This is a genomic window from Micromonospora sp. NPDC000668, from assembly GCF_042897975.1.
In the GTDB taxonomy this organism is placed as follows: Bacteria; Actinomycetota; Actinomycetes; order Mycobacteriales; family Micromonosporaceae; genus Micromonospora.
The window spans coordinates 585,962-609,828 of sequence record NZ_JBIAYP010000002.1; the positions used below are offsets into that span (position 1 = coordinate 585,962).

Consider the following 23,867-nt stretch of genomic DNA (forward strand, 5'->3'; position numbering starts at 1 on the left):
CCGGGGGGGGCCGCCCCCCCCGGGGGGGGGGCCCCCCCCCCCCGGGGGGGGTCACCCCCCCCCCCCCCCGGGGGGGGGGGGGGGGGGGGGCCGCCGGGCGGGCCCCCCGCCACCGTGGATCAGAGGACGAGCTGGTGCACCCGGTCGTCCACGCCGCGTACCGCCAGCCAGGCGCTGCCATTGGCACCGGCGGCGGCACCCGGTGCGCCCCGGAAGGCGTCGGTGGCGAACTCGCCACGGCGGAACCAGCCGCCCCACGCCCCGTCGACCAGGTTGCGCTGCCAGAGCCGGTTGTCGGCTGCCAACGCGAACAGGTAGACCCGGCCGGCGGTGGCGAGCAGGGTCGGGCTGCCGCTGGTGGTGCCGCCCACGCTGGTCCAGGCCGACCAGGTGGTGCCGGTCCGGCTGCGCCACCACACCTCGTCGGTCCGGCTGCGGACCGCCACGTGCAGCACGCCGGCGTCATCGACGACCGCACTCGGCCGCCCGTAGAACGGCCGGTCCTCGGGCGCGCCGATCCCGGTCCAGCCGGTGCTCGGGGTCCGCGACCAGAGCTTGCCGTCGGCGCCGCGGACGACGAGCGTCCACTCGGTCGGGCTGGTCCAGGCCACCGTGGGTCCGTCGGTCAGCGTGCCACCGAGGCTGCGCCACGGCCCCCACTTCCCGGCGACGTAACTCCGCTGCCAGGCAGCGTTGTCGGTGCCCCGGACGAAGACGTCGAGCCGGCCACCCGGTGAGGCGTACGCCGCCGGCTGGCCGAGGATCCGGCCACCGACCGGGCCGCCGAGTGACGTCCAGCCGGTGCCCCACGTCGCGCCGGAGCGGGTGTTCACCGCCAGCGCGCCCTGCCCGTTGCGAACGAAGGCGGTGGCGTGCGTGTCGTCCACCCGGACCAGCGCCGGGCTGGCGCTGGCGGTGCCGCCGAGGCTGGCGCCGGCGACCTGGTCGGTGCCGGTCAGGCCGAGCATGGCCACCCCGTGCGCCGGGACCTCGACGGTGTACGAGCCGGTGAACGGCTGAACGCCGGCGGTGCCCGGCGCGGCATCGACGGTGGCACGGGACCACAGGTCGCGGATCGTGACCGACCCGCCGAGTGCGACATCGGCGAAGTTCACCGTGATCGTCTGCGCGGTGTCGTGCCGGTTGAGCAGGGCGACCGCCCGCCGGCCCGAGCCGGTGAGCACCTTGCTCCAGACCTGCGCGTCGACCCCGGTGTCGGCGACCTTGATGCCCTGCCGGACCAACGGGTCCTGGTTCACCGCGATGATCTCCGGGTTGGTCAGCGCCGAAATCATCTCGGTGGGCAGGCCGCGCGGGTCGGAGCCGATCACCAGCGGGGCGGCCATGATGGACCACATGCCGAGCTGCGTCTTGGACTCCTCCAGGCTCAGCTCGTACCCGCCGCCGGGCAGCGGGCGCATCGGCAGCAGGTAGTCCGGGTCGTTGTAGTGCCCCGGCCCGGTGGCCGCCGGGTGGTACGCGTTGACGTCCATGTTGCGCAGCACCCAGGGGAAGGCCCACTGCGGGGTCGGATCGGTGAGCCCCACGTCGGTGTAGGTCCGCCAGGAGTCGGCGATGGTGGGCGCGTAGGTGTAGCTCCAGGTGGAGAGCTGTTCCGGGGTGTACGGCCCGCCGCCCCAGTCGGAGCTGACCGGGTTGCAGATGTTGAGCAGCATCGGCCGGGGCGACTGGCGTACCGCCTCGGCGAGCTCGCGGAAGGTGGTCTCCGGGTCCAGGCCCGCGGCCCGGCCGCAGAGCCAGTCGGCCTTGAGAGCGTCGAAGCCCCAGCCGGCGAACTGGGCCACGTCGGCCCGGTAGTGGCCGTTGCTGCCCAGCCCACACTGCCCCGGCAGGTACGGCCCGGCGTCGGTGTAGATGCCGGCCTTCATCCCCTTGCTGTGGATGTACGCGGCCAGCCCGGCCATCCCGCCGGGGAACCGGGCCGGGTCGGCGACCAGCCGGCCGGCCTCGTCACGCGGGGTGGGCGCGGCCCAGTTGCCGTCGATCCAGACGTACGTGTAGCCGGCGTCCCGCAGGCCGCTGCTGACCATGAAATCAGTGACCGACCGGACCTCGGCCTCGGTGGGATCGCCACCGAGACCGAAGTAGGTGTTCCAGCCCTGGTACGGCGTCGGCGCGAGCCCACTGTTGAAGAAGGCCGGCGCACCCTGGTCCTCAGCGCCGGTGGCGGCCGGGGCGTGACCGGGTCGGCCCGGCCCGCCGTGGCCGCCGGCCGGTGGTGGAGCGGTGTGCGGTGGGCCGGCCATGGCCGGCAGCGGGCCGACCAGGCCCAGGCCGAACACGGCCAGGGCGGCGGTCAGCGGTCGGATCAGGCGCATGGGGGTACTCCTGTCCCTCGGGGGTGGGGTGCGGTGGTGCTCCGGCCTCAGTCGCGGTGCAGCACGATGAGGTCGGCGTCGTGGGTCGGGCCCCAGTGCACCGGCAAGCCGACCGCGCTGAGATGGCTGCCGGAGTAGTGCCGATCGCCGTGCCGGTAACGGGCGGCCGGATCCAGGCCGTGCAGCGGCAACCGGACCGGGCGGGACGGGAGCAGGCCTGCACCGTCCAGCCGGCCGGTGTGCCAGGCCAGCACGACCACCCGGCGCTCGTCCGGCGCGGTGTACTGCACCGCGCAGCGGGCCTGGTGGGGGCCTCCGATCAGGTGCACCTCGCCGTACGTGACGACGTCCCGGATCTCCTTGTACCGGGCGATCCAGCCGGCCGCCTCGGCCCGCTGTGCCGGCGTCCAGGCCCGGATGTCCGCGCCGATGCCGAGCACGCCGGCCATCGCGAGCACGAACCGGAACGCCAGTGAGCGCGGGCGCGGGTCGAACAGGCCGGGCGCGTCGGTGACCCAGGAACTGAGCAGGTGCGGGGCGTTGGCGTGCAGGAAGCCGTACTGGATGGCCAGTCGGTCGAGCGGGCCGGTGTTGTCGCTGGGCCAGAAGACGTCGGCCCGGGCGGCCATCGCCAGGTCGGTCCGCGCGCCCCCGCCGGCGCACGCCTCGATCAGCACGCCGGGGTGGTCCCGGCGCAGCCGCTCGTAGATCCGGTGCAGGTTGGCCACGTGCGCGCCGTCCAGGTCGAGCGCGCCGACCCCGTCCGGCCGCCCCGGCTCGGTACGCGGGCGGTTGAAGTCCCACTTCAGGTAGTCGATGTCGTACCGGCGGAGCAGACCGTCCACGGTGGAGTGCACGAACTCGGCGACCTCCGGCCGGCCCAGGTCGAGCAGGTACTGGTTGCGTACCGGGGTGAGCGGCCGGCCGTCGACGGCGTAGACCCACTCCGGGTGCTCGGCGTAGAGCGTGGATCGTGGGTTGACGCACTCCGGCTCGACCCAGAGCCCGAAGTTCAGCCCGAGCGCGCGGACGTCGGCGATGAACGCGTCGAACCCGGCCGGGAACTTCGCCAGGTCGGGCGTCCAGTCACCCAGGCCGGCGGTGTCGTCGTCGCGGCCGACGAACCAGCCGTCGTCCACCACGAACGTCTCCACGCCCAACTCGGCGGCGATCCTGGCGAGCGCCAACTGGCTCTCCGCCTCGACCGCGAAGTAGGTGGCCTCCCAGGAGTTGTAGAGCACCGGACGTGGGGTGAGCCGCTCCCCGGCGAGCAGCCGCTGGTGGGTGTGCCAGACCCGGGCCAGTCCATCCAGGCCGTCCGGGCTGTACGCCCCGGTGACCACCGGCAGGGTCAGCCGGTCACCAGGGGCCAACTCCAGCGGGCCGTCGACCAGCTGACGGCCGGCCCGGACGCGGGTCAGGCCGCCGGTGTCCCGATCGGCGCTGATCTCCCACGAGCCGGTCCAGGCCAGCGCCACCCCCCAGGCCGGGCCGGCCGGCTCGGCCGTGTCCCGGACGGCCAGCCAGGGCACGTGCAGGTGCCCGGGCACGCCCTGGGCACTGCCGATGGTGAACGTGCCGTGGCCCAGCTCGACGTGGGAAAGCTGGAACTCCTGCGCCCACTGCCCCCACTGGTGGCTGAGCAACGCGCCGTGCGGGGTCGGTACGCAGAACCCGGCCGATCCGGCCCGGACCACCCGCAGCGGACCCATGCCGCCGTTGGTCAGCTCGACCCACCGCTGCACCACGTCGGTGCCGGTGGGCACCCGGTAGTGCACGGTCGCGCGCAGCCCGGTGACCGGGTCGGCGAACCCGACCGCCAGCTCCCGCTGGTCGGCGTCGGCCCGTACGTCGGTGTGATCGAAGCCCACCCGGCGCTGCCCCGCGGAGGTCTCCACCACCAGGTCCGCACCGGTGAACGGCCGGTCGGCGTCGGTGGCGTACTCGATCGGGGCGGCATCTCCGGCGGTGAGGAACGGCACCGGGCCGTCGTAGGCGACCGGCGACGGCCCGTCGGAGACCCCGTGCGGGCCCCACGCGACCAGCTCCAGCCACCGGCCGTGCGCCGGCACGGTGACGGTGTACTCGGTGTGCGCGCCGCGCAGCGTCCAGCGCCGCCCGGCCGGGGTGCTCACTTGACCGCCCCGAGCGCCAGACCGGAGACGAAGTGCCGCTGGAAGCGCAGGAAGACCGCGACCGTGGGCACGGCCGCAATGACCGTGCCTGCGGCGATGACGTTCCAGGAGGACACGAACTGCCCCTGGAGGCCGAGCAGCGCGGGGGTGACCGGCATGTTGTCGTCGGTACGCAGCACGGTGATCGCCCAGAGCAGGTCGTTGAAGATCCAGGTGAAGGAGAGCGCGCCGAGGGCGGCGAGCGCGGGCCGGGTCAGCGGCAGCATCACCTTGGTGAAGATCTGCGCCGGCCCGGCGCCGTCGATCGTGGCCGCCTCCTGGATCTCGCCCGGCAGCTCACGCATGAAGCCGTGCAGGACGAAGGTGTAGAAGCCGAGGCCAAAGCCGACCTGCACCGCGATCAACGCCCAGAGCGTGTCGTACAGGCCGGTCAGCTCGCTGAACTTGGCCACCGGGATGAGCAGGATCTGTGGTGGCAGCAGGTTGCCGGCGAGCATCAGCAGCAGGATGGTCCGCCGGCCGGGGATCCGGAAGCGGCTGAGGGCGAACGCGGCCATCGCGGCCAGGGCCAGGCTCAGCGCCACCGACGGGACCGTGACCAGCATGCTGTTGATCAGAGCCCGCAGCTCACCGCCGTCGGTCCACGCCTGCCGATAGGTGTCCAGGGTGAACGAGCGCGGCAGGCTGCCGACCCCGTGCGCGGCGATGTCGTCGAACGATCGGGTCGACATCACCACGACCCAGATCACCGGTCCCAGCCACAGCAGCGAGAGCAGGATCATTCCGGTGTGGAAGGCCCCGGTGCGGAGCTTGTTCATCACGCTTCCTCCCGGAACGCGCGGACCAGGTAGCCGAGGATGACCGCCAGCGCCAGCACGAAGATCACCACGGCGATCGCGGAGGCGTAGCCGAGCCGCAGGCTCTGGAACGCGGTCGAGTACATGTAGGTGCTGAGCAGCTCCGACGAGTGGTACGGCCCGCCCTTGGTGAGTGACCAGACGATGTCGAACGAGCGCAGCGAGTCGATCACGATGACCGAGAGCACCACGGCGTTGACCCCACGGAGCTGGGGAATGGTGACGTGTCGTAGCCGCTGCCAGGAGCTGGCGCCATCCATCCGGGCGGCCTCGTGCAGCGCCGGGTCGATCGCTTTCAGCCCGGCCAGGTACAGCACCATGACGTAGCCGATCTGCCGCCACAGGGCGGGCAGGATCACCGCGTACAGCGCGGTCTGCGGATCGGCGAGCCACGGCCGGATCAGTTGCTCCAGGCCCACGGCCCGCAGCAGCGTGTCGGCCACACCGTCGGGCTGGTAGAAGACCCGCCAGACCAGCGCGGTAACCACCAGGGAGAAGACGACCGGGGTGAACAGGGCGGCCCGGTAGAAGCCGACTCCGCGCCGTTCCCGTTGCAGGACCAGCGCCATGCCGAAGCCGCCGAGCACGGAGAGGCCACCGAAGAGGACCAGCCAGATCACCGTGTTGAGCAGCGCGCCCCGGAAGGTGGCGTCGCCGGCCAACTCGACGTAGTTGTCAACGCCGACGAACGTGGGCGGCGACATGCCGTCCCAGCGGGTGAGGGAGAACCAGAAGCCCTGCAACGCTGGCCAGAAGACCCAGACGCTCTCGACCGCGAACGGCACCAGGACGAACGCCACCAGCAGCGGCGACAGTCGGGCCGACCGTCGCCGCCGCCGGGTGGGGGTGACCGGAGTCGTGGAGATCGTTGCTGTCACGTCAGCCCTTGAAGACCTTCTCGGCGCTGGTCTGCCACTCCCGCAGGATCGCGTCGATCTGGTCCGGCTTGTCCATGAACTTGGTCAGCGCGGTGTCCGCGGTCGGCTGGAGCGCGTCGCTGGAGTCGCGGTTGAAGAACTGGGTCAGCTCCTTGGCGTCGTCGAGCATCGCCTTGCCCTTGGCCACCAACGGCGAGTCGGCCGCCTTGGCCCTGGGGTTGGCCGGCAGCACGATGCCCGAGCTGGCCTTGACGTACGCCTCCTGCGCCTCGACCGAGGACAGGTAGCCGAGCAGGGCCTTGGTGCCGGTCGGGTTGGCGGTCTTCGCGCTGGCGAAGAAGCCGTCGGTCGGGGCCTCCTCGGCCACCGGCACCGCCGGGTCGATGATCGGGAACCGGAAGAAGTCCAGGTCGCCGAGGGCGTCCTTCGGCGCCGCGTCGGCGAAGAAGGTGCCGATCAGGAACATGCCGGTCTTGCCGGCCAGCAGAGCGGTCGTCGCCTCCTGGAACGGGTACGCCTTGCCCTTGGGGTCGAAGTAGGGCAGGGCCTCGCGCCAGCGGGTGAAGACCGCCTTGACCTTGGGGTCGTCGAAGCGCTGCTTGCCGGCGAGCAACTCACGGTGGAACGGCGCGCCGTTGATCCGGATGTTGAGGTAGTCGAACCAGGCCGAGGCCACCCACGGGGTGTCGCCGAGACCGATGCCGATCGGCGGGATGCCCTTGCCCTTCAGCGTCTCGCACAGCGCCAGGAACTCGGTCCAGGTCTTCGGCTCCTGCACGCCCCACTTGGCGAAGTTGGACTTGCGGTAGAAGAAACCCCACCAGTAGTTGTTCATCGGCACGAAGACCTGCTTGCCGCTGGCGTCGGTGGAGAGGGTGCGCAGCGACTGGGGGTAGTCGCCCAGCGACTTCCAGACGTCGGAGACGTCCAGCAGCAGGTTGCGGCTGGCGTAGTCGTTGGCGACCGAGCCCGCGTACCAGGTGTAGAGGTCCGGCGGGTTGGCCGAGGTCAGGTAGGTGGGCAGCTGGGTCCGGAAGGTCTCCGAGGCGATCGTGTTGAGGCTCGCCGTGCCCTTGCCCTGCGCGTTGAAGTTCGCGATCAGCTTCTCCATCGCCGCCTTGGCCTGCGGCGAGGAGAGATTGGACTGAATGGTGACCGCGCCGGATCCGTTGCCCGTCGTCGGCCCGCTGGCCGAGCTGGCGCACGCGCTGAGGAACGAGCTGGCGCCGAGTGCGCCCAGGCCGGCGAGCCCGAGGTGACCAAGGAATCGCCGGCGACCGGGGTCGAAGTCGCTCACGAGGGTGTCCTTCCTCTACGACACGTAGCGTCACGGCGCGATGTGTCGTCCATGTGAATGTGTGTGACCAGAAGGTTGCATCGGCACTCGTCGGCTGTCAAGATATCTTCGTAATTAATGATTAGATGAGATCCGAGGCGAGGTCAGGTGGATCAGCCTATGCGCCGGCTTGAAGGCAGGAACGCGCTGGTCACCGGCGCGATGGGCGGCATCGGTGCGGCCACCGCACGCCGGCTCGTCGCCGAGGGAGCGGCGGTCGCGCTGCTCGACGTGCGCGATCCGGCCCCGCTGGCCGAGGAGCTGACCGCCCAGGGCGGGCGAGCACTGTCCGTAGTGGGCGACGTCAGCGAGGAGGCCGACTGGACGGCCGCCGTGGCGGCGGTACGGGGCGGCCTCGGGCCGGTGGACATCCTGGTCAGCAACGCGTACGCGGTGCAGGTCGCGCCGGCGCACGAGACCAGCAGGCAGTCCTGGGACCACCAGATCGGGGTCAGCCTCACCGGCTCCTTCCTCGGCGTCCGGGCCTGCCTCGACGACCTGCGGTCGCGTGCGGGCGCGGTGGTGCTGGTCTCCTCGGTGCACGCTCTCGTCGGGCTGCCCGGCCGGCCCGCGTACGCCGCGGCCAAGGGCGGCCTGGTCGCGCTCGGTCGCCAGCTCGCCGTGGAGTACGGCCCACAGGTGCGGGTCAACACCGTGCTGCCCGGGCCGATCCTCACCGGCGCCTGGGCCGACGTGTCCGAAGAGGACCGCCAGCGCAGCGTCACGGAGACTGTGGCGAAGCGGTTCGGCACGCCGGACGAGGTGGCCGCGACAGTTGCCTTCCTCGCCTCACCGGACGCCGCCTACGTCACCGGCGCGAGCCTGGTGGTGGACGGCGGCTGGACCGCAGTGAAAGCCTCGGCCTGAGAGATCGACACCGACCAACAAGAAGGCCAGGAGAGCATTGGCACAGTACGCACGCCGCGGCGTCCACGGGCAGACCGTCGAAGCCATCGCCCGTCGCATCCTCACCGGTGAGATCGCCGCCGGGGCGACCCTGAACATCGTCGCGTTGCAGGAGGAGTTCGACGTCAGCCTGACGGCACTGCGCGAGGCGCTGAAGGTGCTCTCGGCCAAGGGCATCGTCGACGCCCGGCAGAAGCGCGGCACGTTCGTCCGGCCGCGAGCGGACTGGAACCTGCTCGACGGCGACGTGATCCGCTGGCAGTTCGCCGAAGGCGCCGACGAGCACCTGCTCGAAAAGCTGCACGAGGTACGCGCCATCATCGAACCGGCCGCCGCCCGGCTGGCCGCCAGTCGGGCCACCGAGGACGACGTGGCCGCTCTCGACCGGGCGCTGGACGAGATGGCCGAGGCCAACGGTGACCCCGCCGCCGCCGTCGCCGCCGACCTTTCCTTCCACCGCGCGCTGCTCGCCGCCACCCACAACGAGCTGCTGGAGCGGATGGAGGTGGTGATGGAGACCGGGCTCGCCGAGCGGGACCGGCTGGTGCACGGCGGCGCCCCGCACGACGACCCGGTGCCCAGCCACCGAGCGGTGGTCGACGCGCTGCGCGCACGGGACGAGACGGCGGCCGAGACCGCCATGCGTGAGTTGCTGGACAAGGCCGTCCGGGACGTGGAAAAGGCAAGGAAACAGAGGGGCAGTCGGTGAAGATCGAGCGGATCGAGACCTTCCTGGTCGCGCCACGGTGGTTGTTCTGCCGGGTGGAGACCGACGACGGGCTGGTCGGGTGGGGTGAACCGGTGGTCGAGGGGCGCGCCGAGGTGGTGCGCAGCGCGGTCGAGGTGCTCTCCGAATATCTGATCGGCGAGGATCCGCTGCGGATCGAGCAGCACTGGCAGGTCCTCACCAAGGGCGGCTTCTACCGTGGCGGCCCGATCCTCTCCAGCGCCGTCGCCGGCCTCGACCAGGCACTCTGGGACATCGCCGGGCAGGCGTACGGGGCACCGGTGCACGCACTGCTCGGCGGTGCCGTCCGGGACCGGGTGCGGGTCTACTCCTGGATCGGCGGGGACGAGCCCGACGAGGTCGCCGACGCCGCCGCCGCGCAGGTCGCCGCCGGTTTCACCGGGGTCAAGATGAACGCCTGCGGCCGGCTCTCCGCCATCCCCACCTCCGCCGAGGTGGACGCGGTGATCGGCCGGGTCGCCGCCGCCCGGGAGGTGCTCGGCGCCGACCGGGACATCGCGCTGGACTTCCACGGCCGCGCCGGGCTGGCCGCGGTACGCCGGATCCTGCCCGAGCTGGCACCCCTGCGCCCGTTCTTCGTGGAGGAGCCGGTCCTGCCCGACCAGGCCCACCACCTGCGCGACATCGTCGCCGGCACGCCGATCCCGGTGGCCACCGGCGAACGGCTCTACGGCCGCTCCGAGTTCCTCGGCCCGTTGCAGGCCGGGGTCGCCGTGGTCCAGCCGGACCTGTCGCACGCCGGTGGGATCTCCGAGGTCCGCCGGATCGCCGCGCTGGCCGAGACGTACGGGGCGCTGCTCGCCCCGCACTGCCCGCTCGGCCCGATCTCCCTGGCGGCCAGCCTCCAGGTAGCCTTCGCGACACCGAACTTCCTGATCCAGGAGCAGAGCATCGGCATCCACTACCACGCCGGCTCCGAGCTGTTGGACTACGTCGTCGACCCGGAGCCCTTCCGGTTCGTGGACGGGCACATCGCCCGGCTCGACCGGCCCGGGCTGGGCATCACCGTGGACGAGGCGGCGGTCCGCCAGGCCGCCCGTACCCCGCATGCCTGGCGCAACCCGGTCTGGCAGCACCGCGACGGGTCGTTCGCCGAGTGGTGACCGGAGCGACGTCGGTGCCGCTGCGGGTGGCGTACGACGCGGCGCGCGGCGGCCGATGGACCAGCCTGCGCGGCGGCGGCCGGGAGTGGCTCTGGCGCGGCCCGGAGCCCGGCCGGCACGAGGTACGCCCCGGCGACGCGTTCGTCGACGCCGGCGGGCTGGAAGAGTGCCTGCCCACCGTGCGCGGCCGGCCCGACCACGGCGACGTGTGGTCCCGGCCGTGGCGTGCCTCCGGTCCCGACACCCTGGTCATCGAACGCCCGACGTTCACCCTGACCCGCCGGATCACGGACCAGGACGGCGTGGTGGTGGCCGACTACCGACTGGCCGCCGACCCCGGCCACCGGTTCGTCTGGGCGGCGCACGCCCTGCTCGACCTCTCCCCCGAGGCCCGCCTCGACGCGCCCGCCGGCACTCTGACCCGACTGCACCCGGAGGCCGCCGCGCTGCTTCCCCCGGGCGACTGGCCCGCCGGCAGCCCCTGGCTGACCGGGCCGTGGCCGACGCCGGCCGGGTTGACGCTGGACACCCTCGGCCCGGACGACGGCACCGCGCTCGGCGCGGTGCTGCTCGACTGCCCCCGGGTCCAGGTGACCGACGGCGCCGACCGGCTGACCCTGGAGCTGGAGTGCTCCGACCAGCCCCGCAGCACCGCGCTCTGGCGCAACCTGAACGGTTGGCCAACCGCCGCCCCCTACCGCAGCATTGGAGTCGAACCGATGCTGGGCGCCGCCTTCGACCTGACCGACGCCGGCCCGGCCGACGCGGCGGTCGTCCCGCCCGCCGGTGAGGTCGCATGGCGGCTCACCATCTCCGCCCACCGCTTCCACTGAGGACGATCTCGATGAACCTGCTCGACGAGTTGCGTACCCACCGGCTGCTGGCCATCGTGCGCGGCCCCGACCCGGCCGCCGCACTGACCGCCGTGCTCACCCTGGCCGAGAGCGGCGTCGCCCTGATCGAGGTCTCGCTGACCGGCGCCGACGCGCTCGGCACCATCCGGCGGGCCCGGGCCGCCCTCGGGCCCGACTTCGCCCTGGGCGCGGGCACCGTGCTCAGCGCAGAGGACACCCGGGCGGCGGCTGACGCCGGCGCCGGCTTCCTGGTCACCCCGGCGCTGGCACCGAGCCTCGCCGAGGCCGGCCGACTCGGGCTGCCGGTGCTCGCCGGCGCGCTCACCCCCAGCGAGGTGGTGCAGGCCAGCGGCGCCGGGGCCGCCGCCATCAAGCTCTTCCCGGCTTCCCTCGGCGGGCCCGACTACCTCGGCGCGCTGCGCGACCCGTTCCCCGGTACCGCGTTCGTACCGGTGGGCGGGGTCGACGCCGACGGCGCGCGGCGCTACCTCGACCGGGGAGCGGTCGCGGTCGGCGTCGGCTCCCCGCTGCTCGGCGACGCCGTCCGCGGCGGCGACCCAGCGGCGCTGCGCGAGCGCGCCGCCGCCTTCCTCGCGGCGGTCCGGCCGTGACCGACCTGCTCACCCTCGGCGAAACGATGGCGGCCTTCCGCACCACCGGCCCGCTGCGGCTGGGCGGCACCGCCGGAATCTCCGTTGCCGGGTCCGAGTCGACGGTGGCGATCGGGCTGGCCCGGCTCGGCCACCGGGCCGCCTGGGTCGGGGTCACCGGCGCCGACGAGCCCGGTGAGCTGGTTCGCCGCACGCTACGCGCCGAAGGCGTCGACCTGACCTGGTCCCGGGTCGACCCGGCGGCCGCCACCGGGCTGATCCTCTTCGAATCCCGGGTCGCCGACATCAACCGGGTCACCTACCACCGCACCGGGTCGGCCGGCTCCCGGCTGCGACCGGCCGACGTCACCCCCGCCTTCGACCCGCCTGGGCCGCCGCCCCGGCTGCTGCACGTCACCGGCATCACCTGCGCGCTGGGCGCCGAGCCGTACCAGGCCGTGGTGGCGGCGGTACGCCTCGCCCGTGCGGCGGGCAGCACGGTCTGCCTGGACGTCAACCACCGGCACCGGCTCTGGTCGGTCGCCGCAGCCGCCGACGCGCTGCGGCCGCTGCTGCCCTCGATCGACCTGGTGGTCGCCTCCGACGACGAGTTGGCCGTGCTGACCGATGCGGCCGACCCGGTCGCGGCGCTGCGGGCGGCCGGGGTGGCCGAGGTCGTCGTGAAGCACGGTGCCGGCGGGGCGACCAGCCACAGCGCGCTCGGCACGGTGCACCGCCCCGCCCGGACGGTGCCGGTGGTGGACACCGTCGGCGCCGGCGACGCCTTCGTGGCCGGGCTGCTCTCCGGCTGGCTGGACGGCGCCGACGCGCCGGCCCGGCTGGACCGGGCGGTCACCACCGGCGCGTTCGCGGTGGCCACTCGGGGCGACTGGGAGGGCCTGCCCGACCGTGCGGAGCTGTCGCTGCTCGACCACGGGCCCGGCGGCACCGTGCGCTGACCACTGGGGGCGGCCGACCGCCGCGCCGATCGTCGAAGGAGCGAGATGGAGCTGACCGAACCGACCGTGTGGAGCGCGGACCGGTTGGAGCTGGGCGAAGGGCTGCGCTGGGTGGCCGATCGGCTGGTCCTGGTCGACCTGCTGGCCGGGCGGCTGCTGGAGACCGCCGGCGACCGACCGGGCCCACTGCGGGAGCTGCGCCGGCTGGACGTCCCGCTGGGCGCGGTCGCCCCAGTCGCGGGCAGTCCCGGCGACTGGCTGGCCGCCGCCGGGACCGGCGTCGCCCTGCTGCCCGCCACCGGCGACACCCGGACGGTCGCCGATCTGGTCAGCGACGGTCCCGAGCCGGCCCGGATGAACGACGCGGTCGCCGACCCGCACGGCCGGTTCTGGGCCGGCAGCATGACGTACGCCGGGGTGCCCGGTGCGGGCTCCCTGTTCCGGCTGGCTCCGGGCGCGGCGCCGGTGCCGGCCGTGACCGGGCTGACCGTGCCGAACGGGCCGGCGTTCGACGCCACCGGCACCACCATGTATCTGGCCGACTCGCCACGCGGGGAGGTCGACCGGTTCACCGTCGACCCACGCACCGGGGCCCTGCACGGGCGCGAGCCGTTCCTGCGGCTGACCGCCGGGGAGGGCGGCCCGGACGGGATGACCGTCGACGCGGCCGGCCACCTCTGGGTCGCGCTCTGGGGCGGCTCGGCAGTGCGCCGCTACCGGCCGGACGGCACGCTGGATCGGGAGATCCGGCTGCCGGCAACCCAGCCGGCCGGCATCTGCCTGGGCGGCCCTGACCTGCGCCGGCTCTTCGTCGGCACCGCCCGGTACGGGCTGACGTCGGCGGGACCGGTGGATGGCGCCCTGCTCGCCGTGGACGTTCCGGTCCCCGGCCTACCCGCCGCGCTCGCCGCCGCGCCGGGCACGAGCTGACCGGAGGCATGTCGGCCGCCGGGGCGGGAATAGCCACCCACGGCCGGCGTGAGGTCCGGCCAACCGGTTGGGGGCGAGACGATGAGAACCGTGGTGCGGGCATCATGAACGGACCGGTCGGCGACGAGCCGCTCGGCGAGTTGGAGCTGGTGCACACCTTCACCGGCCCGATGCCGACCGGGGCGAGCGTCTCGCACCGGGGCCGGATCTTCGTCAACTTCCCCCGGTGGGGCGACGAGGTGCCGGCCACCGTCGTCGAGCTGCGCGACGGCCGGGAGGTGCCCTACCCCGACCAGTCGTGGAACGACCCGTCGGGCGACAACGACGCCGGCGCGTTCGTCTCGGTGCAGAGCATCGTGGTGGACCCGGCCGACCGGCTCTGGGTGCTGGACACCGGCAGCCCGATGTACCAGCCGACGACGCCGGGCGGGCCGAAGCTGGTCCGGGTCGACCTGGACACCGACACGGTCGCTCAGGTGATCACCTTCCCGGCGGAGGTGGCATTGCCGACGACGTACCTCAACGACGTCCGCTTCGACCTGCGGCGGGGTGAGGCCGGGGTCGCGTACATCACCGACTCGGCGTCCGCCGGGCCGAACGGGATCATCGTGGTGGACCTGGCCAGTGGGGCGTCCTGGCGGCGGCTGCACGACCACCCGTCCACGAAGGCGGAGCCGCTGACGACGTTCCGGCCGGTGGTCGAGGGCCGGCCGTTCCTGAAGCGGCCGGCGGACGGGCCGCCGAAGCCGGTGTCGACAGGCTCCGACGGCATCGCCATCTCGGCTGACGGCACCCGGCTGCACTACTGCCCGCTGGCGTCCCGCCGTTGGTACAGCGTGGCCGCCAAGGCGTTGGCCGACCCGTCGGTCACCCAGGAGGCGGTCGCGGCGACGGTGGTCGACGAAGGGGACAAGGGCACTGCGTCGGACGGGCTGGAGTCCGACGACGCGGGGCGGCTCTACCTCACCTCCTACGAACACAACGCGGTGCTGCGCCGGCGGCCGGACGGCGAGTACGAGACGGTGGTCCACGACCCGCGACTGCTCTGGCCGGACACCATGTCGGTGGCCACCGACGGGTACCTGTACGTGACCGCCAACCAGCTGCACCGGCAGCCGCAGTACCAGCGGGGCCAGGACCTGCGGCGCCGGCCGTACGCGCTGTTCCGCACCCGGATCGACGCCGGGCCGGTGCTGCTGCGCCGCTGACCGTCCGAGCGCACACCCGGCCGGCCCCGGAACGACCGAAACGCGCCGGGCGGCTTCGGCTGACGACCGGCCCGGTGCGCAACCCCGCTGGGCTTCTTCAGCCGACCGGCAGGGCCCGGTCCAGCAGGTCGAACAGGGCGGCCCAGTGCCGCTCGGTGGCCTGCTCGTCGTACGCCGGGGTGTCGGCCATGGTGTAGCCGTGGCGCGCGCCCGCGTACACCTCGGAGCGGTACCGCACACCGGCGGCGTCGAGCGCCTTCTCCAGCGTCGCGATCTGCTCGGGCGTCATCGACTGGTCCGCGTCGGCGTGCCCGAAGTACACCTCGCCGGTGATCGAGTCGACGCCCAGGTGCGGGCTGTCCGGCGCGTCGGTGACGATCCGCCCGCCGTGGAAGCTCGCCGCTGCGGCGATCCGGTCCGGGTACGCCTCGATCGCCCGCAGCGCGTTGGTGCCCCCCATGCAGTAACCGGTGATCGCCACCGGCCCCGGCCGGACGTCGTCGCGGGCCGCCAGGAAGTCGAGGTAGGCGGCGGTGTCCCGGATGATCACGTCGGGGGTCAACGCACCGACCAGCGGCATGATCTTCTCGAAGATCGCGCCGCGCTGGTCCGCCTCACCGAGGCGGGACAGGTCGAACAGCGGCGCCCGGCCGGCCCGGTAGAACAGGTGGGGTGTCAGCACGAGGTAACCCCGGGCGGCGATCCGCTCCGCCATCTCCACCAGACGGGGCCGCGGGCCGAAGGCGTCCTGGAAGAGGAGCACCGCCGGGAACGGGCCGTCCCCGTCCGGCCTGGTGAGGCAGGCGTCGGCGACCCCGTCGCCGGTCGGAACGTCCACCGTCGTCGTCTGCACGCGATCCTCCTCGTACGCCAACCGTTGGTCCGTCCGGGACGCTACTCCCCGCGTCAGCGGGGCCGGCCGGCACCGGCGTGAACGGGGCGTCAAGAATTGGCGGTGGTCCGTCAGAACGGCGTATCGGCGCTCGATCCGCCGTCGCCGGGTGGTGACGATGGGTCCATGAGTCCTTGGCGGATGACGCGCTGGGAACGCGGAGACCTGCCACCCGGCACCGACACGACGTCGGGCCGGGACGGCGAACCGCAGGCCCCTGACGGCAACCCCGACGAGCCGGCGGAACCTCCCGCGAACGGGACGGACGGGCCCGATCGGCGGCACGAGGCGCTGGTCAGCGTCCGGCTCGGCCCGTCCGCGCCCGGCAGTCACCTGGTGGAATATCTGCGGCACGAGCCGTGCGCGGTCGCCGCGTGGTGGATCGCGGCCGACGTCGACGCCGTGGTGCGGCTCTCCGCCGACAGCATCACCGTGCTCCACCGGGCCGTGGCCGACCTGCGACGTCGCGCCGGGGTGGAGGTCGTGGTCGCACACTTCATCCTCCGCGCGCTCGACCTGACCACACCGGCCGACCCGCGTGTCATGCGGGACGCCCCAGCGTGGGCGGTGCCCGCAGCATGAGCAGCCCTTGCCCCGCCCCCCGGATCGTGGTGGGCGTCGACCGGTCGTTCGCCGGGATGCAGGCGCTGCGCCGCGCGGTGCAACTGGCCCGCCGCGATGGTGCGCAGTTGGACGCCGTACGGGCGTGGGTCTTCGCGCCGACGTGGCGGCCCGGCACGCTGACCTGGCGCTGGCAGGACGAGTGCGACCGAGCGGCCCTGACCTACCTGCGGGGCGTCTTCGACGCGGCGCTGGGTGGGCTGCCCCGCGACGTACCCGTGCGGATGGTGGTGACGCAGGGCTACGCCGGGCAGGTGCTGGTCGACCACGCACACCGGCAGTCCGACCTGCTCGTCGTCGGCAGCCCGGAACGCGGCCGATTCGGCGGGTCGCGCGGTCACGTCACCCGGTACTGCGTGACGCGGGCGGCCGTGCCGGTCGTCGCGGTGCCCGCGCCGTCCTGGGCCCGGGCCGCGACGATCCGCCGCTTCGCCCGCGACCTCGAACGTTTCAGCAGATGACCGCCGCCAGAGCGGCGGCGCGAACAGAAAGGACCACCTCGACCATGGACGAGGCCCCGATAATCTACGCCGTTCCGGTGCGGGAGCTGCCGGGACGGCTGGTGGGGACGGTACGGACCGGCCGGTCACCACAGGGTCAGCGGGTGGGCATCGCCTTCACCCGGCCCGAGCTGCTGGTCGCCGCGATGGGCGTGGATCAGGCGTGGGAAGAGCTCTGCGAGTCCGCTCTGCGCGGCATGCTGCGCCCGCTCGGGATCGACCGGATCCAGGTCGACCCGCTGCTGGTGGCGCCGCCGCTCGACCCGAGCTTCGGCGACCGGGCGGCGCCGACCGTGCCGGCCATGGTTCCGGCCGCACTCGTCAGCCCGCGGTCCGGGGCCGACCCGGTCGCGGTCACGGTCGGCACCTTCCAGCGCCCGGTCGACCCGGGCCCATCTCTGCGGAGTTCTCCAGATGCTGTCCCCGGTCACCGTTCTGCCGGTCGTGCCACGCCGGTCGTCATCCGCACCCGAACCTGATCCGCAGATCGTCACGGTCGAGATCTCCATCGTGGTCCGATCCGGTGCGGCCGGCATCGAGCGGCTACGGGTTGCCGCGGACTGACGTCACGCACGGTCGGACGCTGCCGGTCACGGCCGGTAGCGGTAGCCCATCCCGGGCTCGGTGATGAGATGCCGAGGGCGGGCCGGGTCGTCCTCCAGCTTGCGCCGTAGCTGGGCCAGGTACTGCCGCAGGTAGTTGGTCTCGTTCTGGTACTCCGGCCCCCACACGTCGTGCAGGAGCTGGCGCTGACTGACCAGCTTGCCGGGGTGGCGCAGCAGCTTCTCCAGCACGCTCCACTGGGTGGGGGTCAGCTTGACCTCGGTACCGTCGTCCCGCCGCACGGCGTGGTCGGCCAGGTCGACGGTGTGCTGGCCGATCCGCAGCGCGGGCACCGCCTCGCTGGGCGCGCCGAGCCGCCGGGTCACCGCGCGGATGCGGGCCAGCAACTCCTCCACCCCGAACGGCTTGGTGACGTAGTCGTCCGCTCCGGCGTCGAGCGCGGCGACCTTGTCCTCACTGCCGGCCCGCCCGGAGAGCACGATGATCGGCACGGCGGTCCAGCCGCGCAGGCCGCGAATCACCTCGACGCCGTCGATGTCGGGCAGGCCGAGGTCGAGCACCACCAGGTCGGGCGGGTGGCTGGCGGCGGCTTTCAGCGCGGCCGCCCCGGTCCCTGCGACGTCCACGTCGTAACGGCGGGCCCGCAGGTTGATCCGCAGGGCGCGCAGGATCTGCGGTTCGTCGTCGACGACCAGGATGCGCGTCATTCCTGCGGAGCCTCCGAGCTGGTCTGTACGGCGGCGGGCAGCCGCAGCACCATGGTGAGCCCACCACCAGGGGTGGTCTCAGGAGTGATGCTGCCACCCATCGCCTCGGCCAGGCCCCGGGACAGGGCAAGCCCGAGGCCGACTCCGGTCTGGTTGTCCCGGTCGCCGAGGCGCTGGAACGGCAGGAAGACGTGCTCCCACTGCTCCTCCGGAATTCCCGGTCCCCGGTCGATGATCCGCAGCTCCACCTGGCCGGCGTGCGCGCTCCCGGTGATGGTGGGCGGCTGCCCGGGCGGGCTGTACCGCAACGCGTTCGCGATGACGTTGACCAGCACCCGTTCCAACAGGCCGGGGTCGGCGGTGGCCGCGGGCAGGTCGGCCGGGATGTCGGTCACGACGGCGGCGGCGGGCGGGCCGAGCTCGTCCAGCGCCCGGGGTACGGCGTCCTCCAGGCCGATCACGGTCGCCGTGATGCCGAGGACGCCGGCCTGGAGCCGACTCATGTCCAGCAGGTTGCCGACCAGCCGGGCGAGCCGGTCCAGCGACTCCTCGGCGGTCTCCAGCAGCTCCTCGCGGTCCTGCTCGTCGAACTCGATGTCCTGGCTGCGCAGGCTGGTCACAGCGGCCTTCGCCGAGGCCAGCGGGGTACGCAGGTCGTGGCTCACCGCTGCGAGCAGCGCGGTCCGCATCCGGTCCGCCGCGGCGAGGGGCCGGGCGGTGGCCGCCTCCTCGGCCAGCCGTTCCTGGCGCAGCGCGACGGCGGCCTGGGCGGCGAACGCCTCGACGATCCGCCGGTCGGCGGCCTCCAGCCGACGGCCGCTGAGCACGACGGTGATCCGCTCGTCGACCGGCACCGCCGTCTCGCCCTCGTCGGGCGTGCAGGCCGGACGGTCGCCGACGCTGGCCACCACGCACCAGGCGTGCTCCTCGCGGGCTCGCTCCGGGCGACCGCTGGCCTCCTCGGCCAGCTCCAGCACGCTCACCGCGCGCAGCCCGAAGGTTTCCCGGAGCTGGTCGAGCAGCGCGGGCAGCGGACGTTCACCGCGCAGCACGCCACCGGCGACGGCCGCGAGGGTCTGCGCGTCGGCGGCGGCACGGGCGGCCTCCCGGGTCCGCCGCGCGGCCACGTCGACGATCCAGCTCACCGCCAGCGCCACGCTGACGAAGACGGCCAGGGCGAGCAGGTTGTCCGCCTCGGCGATGGTCAGCGTGCGGTACGGCGGGGTGAAGAACCAGTTGAGCAGCAGCGAGCCGCCGAGCGCGGCGACCAGGGCCGGCCACAGCCCGCCGACCAGGGCGACCACCACCACCGCCACCAGGAAGAGCAGGATGTCGTTGGTCAGCGTCAGGTCGGGCAGCACCGTCAGCAGCAGGGTGAGCAGTGGTACGCCGACCACGGCCAGGGCGAAGCCAAGCAACCGGCGACGCCGGGACAACGCCGCCGGCACGGCCGCCGCCCGGCGTCCCCTACCGGCCTCGGTGTGGGTGACCAGGTGCACGTCGATCGAGCCGGAGAGCGCGGTGGTGGTCACCCCGACGCCCCTGGCGAACAGCTGCGCGAAGCGGCCCCGCCGGCTGGCGCCGAGCACCAACTGGGTGGCGTTCACGCCACGGGCGAAGTCCAGCAGCGCGGCGGGGACGTCGGTGCCCAGCACCTGGTGGTAGGTGCCGCCGAGGCTCTCCACCAGCACCCGCTGGCGGGCCAGTTGGGCCGGGTCCGCGCCGGCCAGGCCGTCGCTGCGGGAGACGTGTACGGCGAGCAGGTCGGCGCCCTTGCTGCGGGCCGCGACCCGCGCCGCCCGGCGGATCAGTGTCTCGCCCTCCGGGCCGCCGGTAAGCGCCACCACGACCCGCTCCCGGGCCTCCCAGGTGGCGGCGATGCCCTGCTGGCTGCGGTACCGGTCGAGCTGTTCGTCGACCTTGTCGGCCAGCCAGAGCAGCGCCAGCTCGCGCAGGGCGGTGAGGTTGCCGACCCGGAAGTAGTTGCCCAGCGCGGCATCGATCTTGTCGGGTCGGTAGATGTTGCCGTGCGCCATCCGCCGGCGCAGCGCCTCGGGGGTCATGTCGACCAGCTCGACCTGCTCGGCGGCACGGACGATCTCGTCCGGCACGGTCTCCCGCTGGGTGGTGCCGGTGATCTGCGCGACCACGTCGTTGACCGACTCCAGGTGCTGCACGTTGACCGTGGACAGCACGTCGATCCCCGCGTCGAGCAGCTCCTGGACGTCCTGCCAGCGCTTGTCGTGCCGGGAGCCGGGCACGTTGGTGTGCGCCAGCTCGTCGACCACCGCGACCTCCGGCCGGCGGGCCAGCACCGCGTCCAGGTCCATCTCGGTGAACTCGGCGCCCCGGTAGTCCATCGTGCGGCGCGGGACCTGCTCCAGGTCACCGAGCATGGCCGCGGTGTGCTGGCGGCCGTGGGTCTCCACGAAGCCGATCACCACGTCGGTGCCGCGCGCGGCACGCCGCTGGGCCTCCTCCAACATGGCGTACGTCTTGCCGACGCCGGGGGCGGCCCCGAGATAGATGCGCAGTTCTCCGCGTGGCACGGGAACATCCTTCCTGGTCGGGTTCGCCGATGCGGGAACCGGGCGAGGCCGTCCCCGTGGAACGGCCTCGCCCGGTGTCGTACTCAGGGCTTGCTCAGCGCGCCGCGAACTGCTTGTCCAGCGCGATGTTGAGCTCCAGCACGTTGACTCCCGGCTCGCCCATGAAGCCGAGTCCTCGCCCGGTAGTGTGCTCGTCCACCAGCCGGCGGACCGCCTCCGGGTCCGCGCCGCGCTCCCGCGCGACCCGGTTCACCTGCAACTCGGCGTACGCCGGGCTGATCTGCGGGTCGAGGCCGCTGCCGCTCGCGGTGACCGCGTCGGCGGGCACCGCCGGGTCGGCGGGCGCGTTGCCGCGGATCGGGGTGACCACCCCGCCAGCGGCCACGTAGTCCTCGTCGGGCTGCGCCAGCTCCACCGGCACCCCCTGGTACGAGGCGACGAACGGGGTGGTCGGGGCGACCTGGTTGACGCTGACCACCCGGGTGACCGGGCCGGTCAGACCGTCCGCGCGGAAGACCGCTAGCACGGCACCCACGCCCTCGGTGGTGCAGAAGGGGCGCCCACCGTCGACGCCGTTGAGCTCGCCGACCTCCTTGCTGCGCCCGCAGACCTGGGTGAGCAGGCTCTCGCTGGACTCCTCCGGGTCGCTGGCGATGGTGTCGACCACGCTCTCCGGGCCCAGGTTGCTGGCCGAGGTGGAGGTCGGGTCGTAGCCGTCGCCGGCTGCCGACGGGCGGGACTGGAAGTAACGCGGGACGGGGTTGCCGTCGGCGTCGGTGAAGGACTGACCGATCAGTGAGCTGCCGACCGTCGTCCCGCCCTCGTCGATCAGCGAGCCGTCGGCCTTGTGGTTGAGGCCGGGCAGCTGGCCAACCGCGACCAGGGCCAGCGGGTAGACCAGCCCGAGCAGCACCGTGAAGACGAGCACGGCGCGCAGGGCGGCGAGGTGTTGGGCGAGCCAGTTGGGTAGGCGCATCACGAAATCCCCGGGATGAACTGGATGAGCAGGTCGATGAGCTTGATCCCGATGAACGGCACGATGATGCCGCCCAGTCCGTACAGCCACAGGTTGCGGCTGAGCAGCTTCGACGCGGCGGCCGGCCGGTACCGCACGCCACGGAGGGCGAGCGGGATCAGCGCGATGATCACCAGGGCGTTGAAGATGACCGCGGACAGGATCGCCGACTCCGGGCTGGACAGCCGCATGATGTTCAGCGCGTCCAGGCTCGGGTAGAGGCCGGCGAACATGGCCGGGATGATCGCGAAGTACTTCGCGATGTCGTTGGCGATGCTGAACGTGGTCAGCGCGCCCCGGGTGATCAGCAACTGCTTGCCGATCTCCACGATCTCGATGAGCTTGGTCGGGTCGGAGTCGAGGTCGACCATGTTGCCGGCCTCCTTGGCGGCCGACGTACCGGTGTTCATGGCCACCCCGACGTCGGCCTGGGCGAGCGCCGGTGCGTCGTTGGTGCCGTCGCCGGTCATGGCGACCAGCCGGCCACCCTCCTGCTCCCGCTTGATCAGCGCGAGCTTGTCCTCCGGCGTCGCCTCGGCCAGGAAGTCGTCGACCCCGGCCTCGTCGGCGATCGCCTTCGCGGTACGCGGGTTGTCGCCGGTGATCATCACGGTCCGGATGCCCATCCGGCGCATCTCGTCGAACCGCTCCCGCATGCCGGACTTGACGACGTCCTTGAGGTGGATGACGCCCAGCGCGCGAGCCGGCTCACCGTCGACGTGCTCGGCGACGACCAGCGGCGTGCCGCCGGTGCTGCTGATGCCGTCCACGATCTCGCCGACCTGCTCGGTCGGGTGCCCGCCGTTCTCGCGGACCCACTTCATGACCGCTGCGGCGGCGCCCTTGCGGACCCGGCGCCCCGTTCCGGCCGCCCCGGCGTCCACGCTGGCCTCCGGGGCCATGTCGACGCCGCTCATCCGCGTCTGCGCGGTGAACGGTACGAAGGTGGCGTGCGGCATCACGCCGGGCTCGCGCTCGCGCAGCCCGAACTCGTTCTTCGCCAGCACCACCACCGAGCGCCCCTCCGGGGTCTCGTCGGCCAGGCTGGACAGTTGCGCGGCGTCGGCCAGGGTCGCGGCCGTCACCCCTTCGACCGGTACGAACTCGGCGGCCTGCCGGTTGCCCAGCGTGATGGTGCCGGTCTTGTCCAGCAGCAGGGTGTTGACGTCGCCGGCCGCCTCGACGGCCCGGCCGCTCATGGCCAGGACGTTGCGCTGCACCAGCCGGTCCATGCCGGCGATGCCGATGGCGGAGAGCAGCGCACCGATCGTGGTCGGGATGAGGCAGACCAGCAGCGAGATCAGCACCACGCCGGTGACACCGGAGTCGGTGATCGCGCCGCTGTCCGGCGCGGCCGCCTGGTACGCCTTGGAGAAGATGGCCAGCGGCTGAAGGGTGACCACGGCCAGCAGGAAGATGATCGTGAGCGCGGCGAGCAGGATGTTCAGCGCGATCTCGTTCGGCGTCTTCTGCCGGTTGGCACCCTCGACCAGGGCGATCATCCGGTCGATGAAGCTCTCCCCCGGCTTCTGGGTGATCTTCACGACGATCCGGTCGGAGAGCACCTTGGTGCCGCCCGTGACCGCGCTGCGGTCGCCACCGGACTCCCGGATGACCGGGGCCGACTCGCCGGTGATGGCCGACTCGTCGACACTGGCGATGCCCTCGACGATGTCGCCGTCACCGGGGATGATGCCGCCCGCCTCGACCAGCACGATGTCGCCCTGGCGTAGCTGCGGCGCGGGCACCGCCTCGTCCCGGTAGGTGTTGGCTCGGGCGCCCGGCGACCAGTCGACCAACCGGGTGGCGATGGTGTCCTGCTTGGCCTGCCGCAACGCGGCAGCCTGGGCCTTGCCCCGACCCTCGGCGACCGCCTCGGCCAGGTTGGCGAAGAGCACGGTCAGCCAGAGCCAGATGGTGATCGCCCAGGCGAACACCGACGGGTCGGTCACCGCCAGGACGGTGGTGAAGGCCGCGCCGACTTCCACGATCAGCATCACCGGGTTGCGCCACAGCGTGCCCGGGTTGAGCTTGCGCGCGGCGTCCGGCAGGGACCGGATCAGCTGCTTGGGGTCGAGCAGTCCCCCGCCGACCCGGTTGCCCTGGGTGGCCGGGGTGCCGGCGGTCGGTTGCTCGCCGGTCCCGGATGTCACGGAGGTGACGGACATGTCCTCGT

The 23,867-nt window shown here is 73.0% G+C and carries 21 protein-coding genes; 11 read left to right on the forward strand and 10 right to left on the reverse strand.

Going from position 1 to position 23,867, the window contains the following annotated elements:
* Positions 1 to 119 precede the first annotated feature (119 nt).
* Genes ACFY29_RS12210 through ACFY29_RS12230 form a run of 5 tightly spaced genes read right to left on the reverse strand, consistent with a single transcriptional unit; the run spans position 120 to position 7,506 of the window.
* The gene (locus ACFY29_RS12210; protein ID WP_386985432.1) at positions 120 to 2,339 is read right to left on the reverse strand and encodes a glycoside hydrolase family 27 protein; all 2,220 of its coding nucleotides are present in this window, start codon (positions 2,337 to 2,339) and stop codon (positions 120 to 122) included.
* A gap of 47 nt (positions 2,340 to 2,386) precedes the next feature.
* Positions 2,387 to 4,474 (reverse strand): alpha-galactosidase, encoded by a 2,088-nt coding sequence (locus ACFY29_RS12215; RefSeq protein ID WP_386985434.1) that lies wholly within the window; start codon positions 4,472 to 4,474, stop codon positions 2,387 to 2,389.
* Positions 4,471 to 5,292, reverse strand: coding sequence for a carbohydrate ABC transporter permease (locus tag ACFY29_RS12220; RefSeq protein ID WP_328423044.1), 822 nt, complete (start codon positions 5,290 to 5,292; stop codon positions 4,471 to 4,473). The genes ACFY29_RS12215 and ACFY29_RS12220 overlap by 4 nt, the downstream gene beginning before the upstream one ends.
* Entirely contained in the window at positions 5,292 to 6,209 is a 918-nt protein-coding gene (locus ACFY29_RS12225; protein ID WP_328423042.1) for a sugar ABC transporter permease, read from the reverse strand. Before ACFY29_RS12225 ends, ACFY29_RS12220 begins: the two co-directional genes overlap by 1 nt.
* Before the next feature lies 1 nt (position 6,210).
* Positions 6,211 to 7,506, reverse strand: coding sequence for an ABC transporter substrate-binding protein (locus ACFY29_RS12230; RefSeq protein WP_386985436.1), 1,296 nt, complete (start codon positions 7,504 to 7,506; stop codon positions 6,211 to 6,213).
* A 159-nt stretch (positions 7,507 to 7,665) separates the two neighbouring features.
* Here ACFY29_RS12230 and ACFY29_RS12235 point away from each other — a divergent pair, with 159 nt between their 5' ends.
* From ACFY29_RS12235 to ACFY29_RS12270, 8 genes are all read left to right on the forward strand, one after another.
* Entirely contained in the window at positions 7,666 to 8,412 is a 747-nt protein-coding gene (locus ACFY29_RS12235; protein ID WP_386985438.1) for an SDR family NAD(P)-dependent oxidoreductase, read from the forward strand.
* Between the two features lie 37 nt (positions 8,413 to 8,449).
* Positions 8,450 to 9,160 (forward strand): FadR/GntR family transcriptional regulator, encoded by a 711-nt coding sequence (locus tag ACFY29_RS12240; RefSeq protein ID WP_328423036.1) that lies wholly within the window; start codon positions 8,450 to 8,452, stop codon positions 9,158 to 9,160.
* On the forward strand, positions 9,157 to 10,302 hold the full coding sequence (gene dgoD / locus ACFY29_RS12245) for a galactonate dehydratase (protein WP_355602151.1): 1,146 nt from the start codon (positions 9,157 to 9,159) through the stop codon (positions 10,300 to 10,302). Before ACFY29_RS12240 ends, dgoD begins: the two co-directional genes overlap by 4 nt.
* A complete protein-coding gene (locus tag ACFY29_RS12250; protein WP_386985441.1) occupies positions 10,296 to 11,135 on the forward strand; it encodes a hypothetical protein in 840 nt (279 codons plus the stop codon). Before dgoD ends, ACFY29_RS12250 begins: the two co-directional genes overlap by 7 nt.
* Before the next feature lie 11 nt (positions 11,136 to 11,146).
* Complete coding sequence (locus ACFY29_RS12255; protein ID WP_328423030.1) at positions 11,147 to 11,767, forward strand: bifunctional 4-hydroxy-2-oxoglutarate aldolase/2-dehydro-3-deoxy-phosphogluconate aldolase; 621 nt, start codon at positions 11,147 to 11,149, stop codon at positions 11,765 to 11,767.
* Positions 11,764 to 12,705: a sugar kinase gene (locus ACFY29_RS12260; RefSeq protein ID WP_355602147.1), complete on the forward strand. Its 942-nt coding sequence runs from the start codon at positions 11,764 to 11,766 to the stop codon at positions 12,703 to 12,705. Before ACFY29_RS12255 ends, ACFY29_RS12260 begins: the two co-directional genes overlap by 4 nt.
* Before the next feature lie 45 nt (positions 12,706 to 12,750).
* On the forward strand, positions 12,751 to 13,635 hold the full coding sequence (locus ACFY29_RS12265; protein ID WP_386985443.1) for an SMP-30/gluconolactonase/LRE family protein: 885 nt from the start codon (positions 12,751 to 12,753) through the stop codon (positions 13,633 to 13,635).
* 104 nt (positions 13,636 to 13,739) lie between these two features.
* Positions 13,740 to 14,843, forward strand: coding sequence for an L-dopachrome tautomerase-related protein (locus ACFY29_RS12270; RefSeq protein WP_386985445.1), 1,104 nt, complete (start codon positions 13,740 to 13,742; stop codon positions 14,841 to 14,843).
* Between the two features lie 97 nt (positions 14,844 to 14,940).
* Here the strand turns inward: ACFY29_RS12270 and ACFY29_RS12275 are convergent, their stop codons facing one another.
* Positions 14,941 to 15,696, reverse strand: a complete 756-nt coding sequence (locus tag ACFY29_RS12275) for a dienelactone hydrolase family protein (RefSeq protein WP_386985447.1) — start codon at positions 15,694 to 15,696, stop codon at positions 14,941 to 14,943.
* 165 nt (positions 15,697 to 15,861) lie between these two features.
* Here ACFY29_RS12275 and ACFY29_RS12280 point away from each other — a divergent pair, with 165 nt between their 5' ends.
* The 3 genes from ACFY29_RS12280 to ACFY29_RS12290 are packed head-to-tail and all read left to right on the forward strand — an operon-like array spanning position 15,862 to position 17,335.
* Positions 15,862 to 16,317, forward strand: a complete 456-nt coding sequence (locus ACFY29_RS12280) for a hypothetical protein (protein WP_328423020.1) — start codon at positions 15,862 to 15,864, stop codon at positions 16,315 to 16,317.
* Positions 16,314 to 16,817, forward strand: a complete 504-nt coding sequence (locus ACFY29_RS12285; RefSeq protein ID WP_328423018.1) for a universal stress protein — start codon at positions 16,314 to 16,316, stop codon at positions 16,815 to 16,817. Before ACFY29_RS12280 ends, ACFY29_RS12285 begins: the two co-directional genes overlap by 4 nt.
* A 44-nt stretch (positions 16,818 to 16,861) precedes the next feature.
* Positions 16,862 to 17,335 carry an SAV_915 family protein gene (locus tag ACFY29_RS12290; RefSeq protein WP_386985450.1) on the forward strand — a complete coding sequence of 158 codons (474 nt, stop codon included), beginning with the start codon at positions 16,862 to 16,864 and terminating at the stop codon, positions 17,333 to 17,335.
* Positions 17,336 to 17,446: 111 nt separating this feature from the next.
* On the opposite strand, the gene ACFY29_RS12295 is transcribed toward ACFY29_RS12290, so the two are convergent.
* The 4 genes from ACFY29_RS12295 to kdpB form a co-directional block, all read right to left on the reverse strand.
* On the reverse strand, positions 17,447 to 18,127 hold the full coding sequence (locus tag ACFY29_RS12295) for a response regulator (protein ID WP_328423012.1): 681 nt from the start codon (positions 18,125 to 18,127) through the stop codon (positions 17,447 to 17,449).
* Positions 18,124 to 20,676: a DUF4118 domain-containing protein gene (locus ACFY29_RS12300; RefSeq protein ID WP_386985452.1), complete on the reverse strand. Its 2,553-nt coding sequence runs from the start codon at positions 20,674 to 20,676 to the stop codon at positions 18,124 to 18,126. The genes ACFY29_RS12295 and ACFY29_RS12300 overlap by 4 nt, the downstream gene beginning before the upstream one ends.
* 94 nt (positions 20,677 to 20,770) lie before the next feature.
* On the reverse strand, positions 20,771 to 21,652 hold the full coding sequence (locus ACFY29_RS12305; RefSeq protein WP_386985454.1) for a potassium-transporting ATPase subunit C: 882 nt from the start codon (positions 21,650 to 21,652) through the stop codon (positions 20,771 to 20,773).
* Positions 21,652 to 23,859: a potassium-transporting ATPase subunit KdpB gene (kdpB, locus tag ACFY29_RS12310; protein WP_386985456.1), complete on the reverse strand. Its 2,208-nt coding sequence runs from the start codon at positions 23,857 to 23,859 to the stop codon at positions 21,652 to 21,654. Before kdpB ends, ACFY29_RS12305 begins: the two co-directional genes overlap by 1 nt.
* Positions 23,860 to 23,867 lie beyond the last annotated feature (8 nt).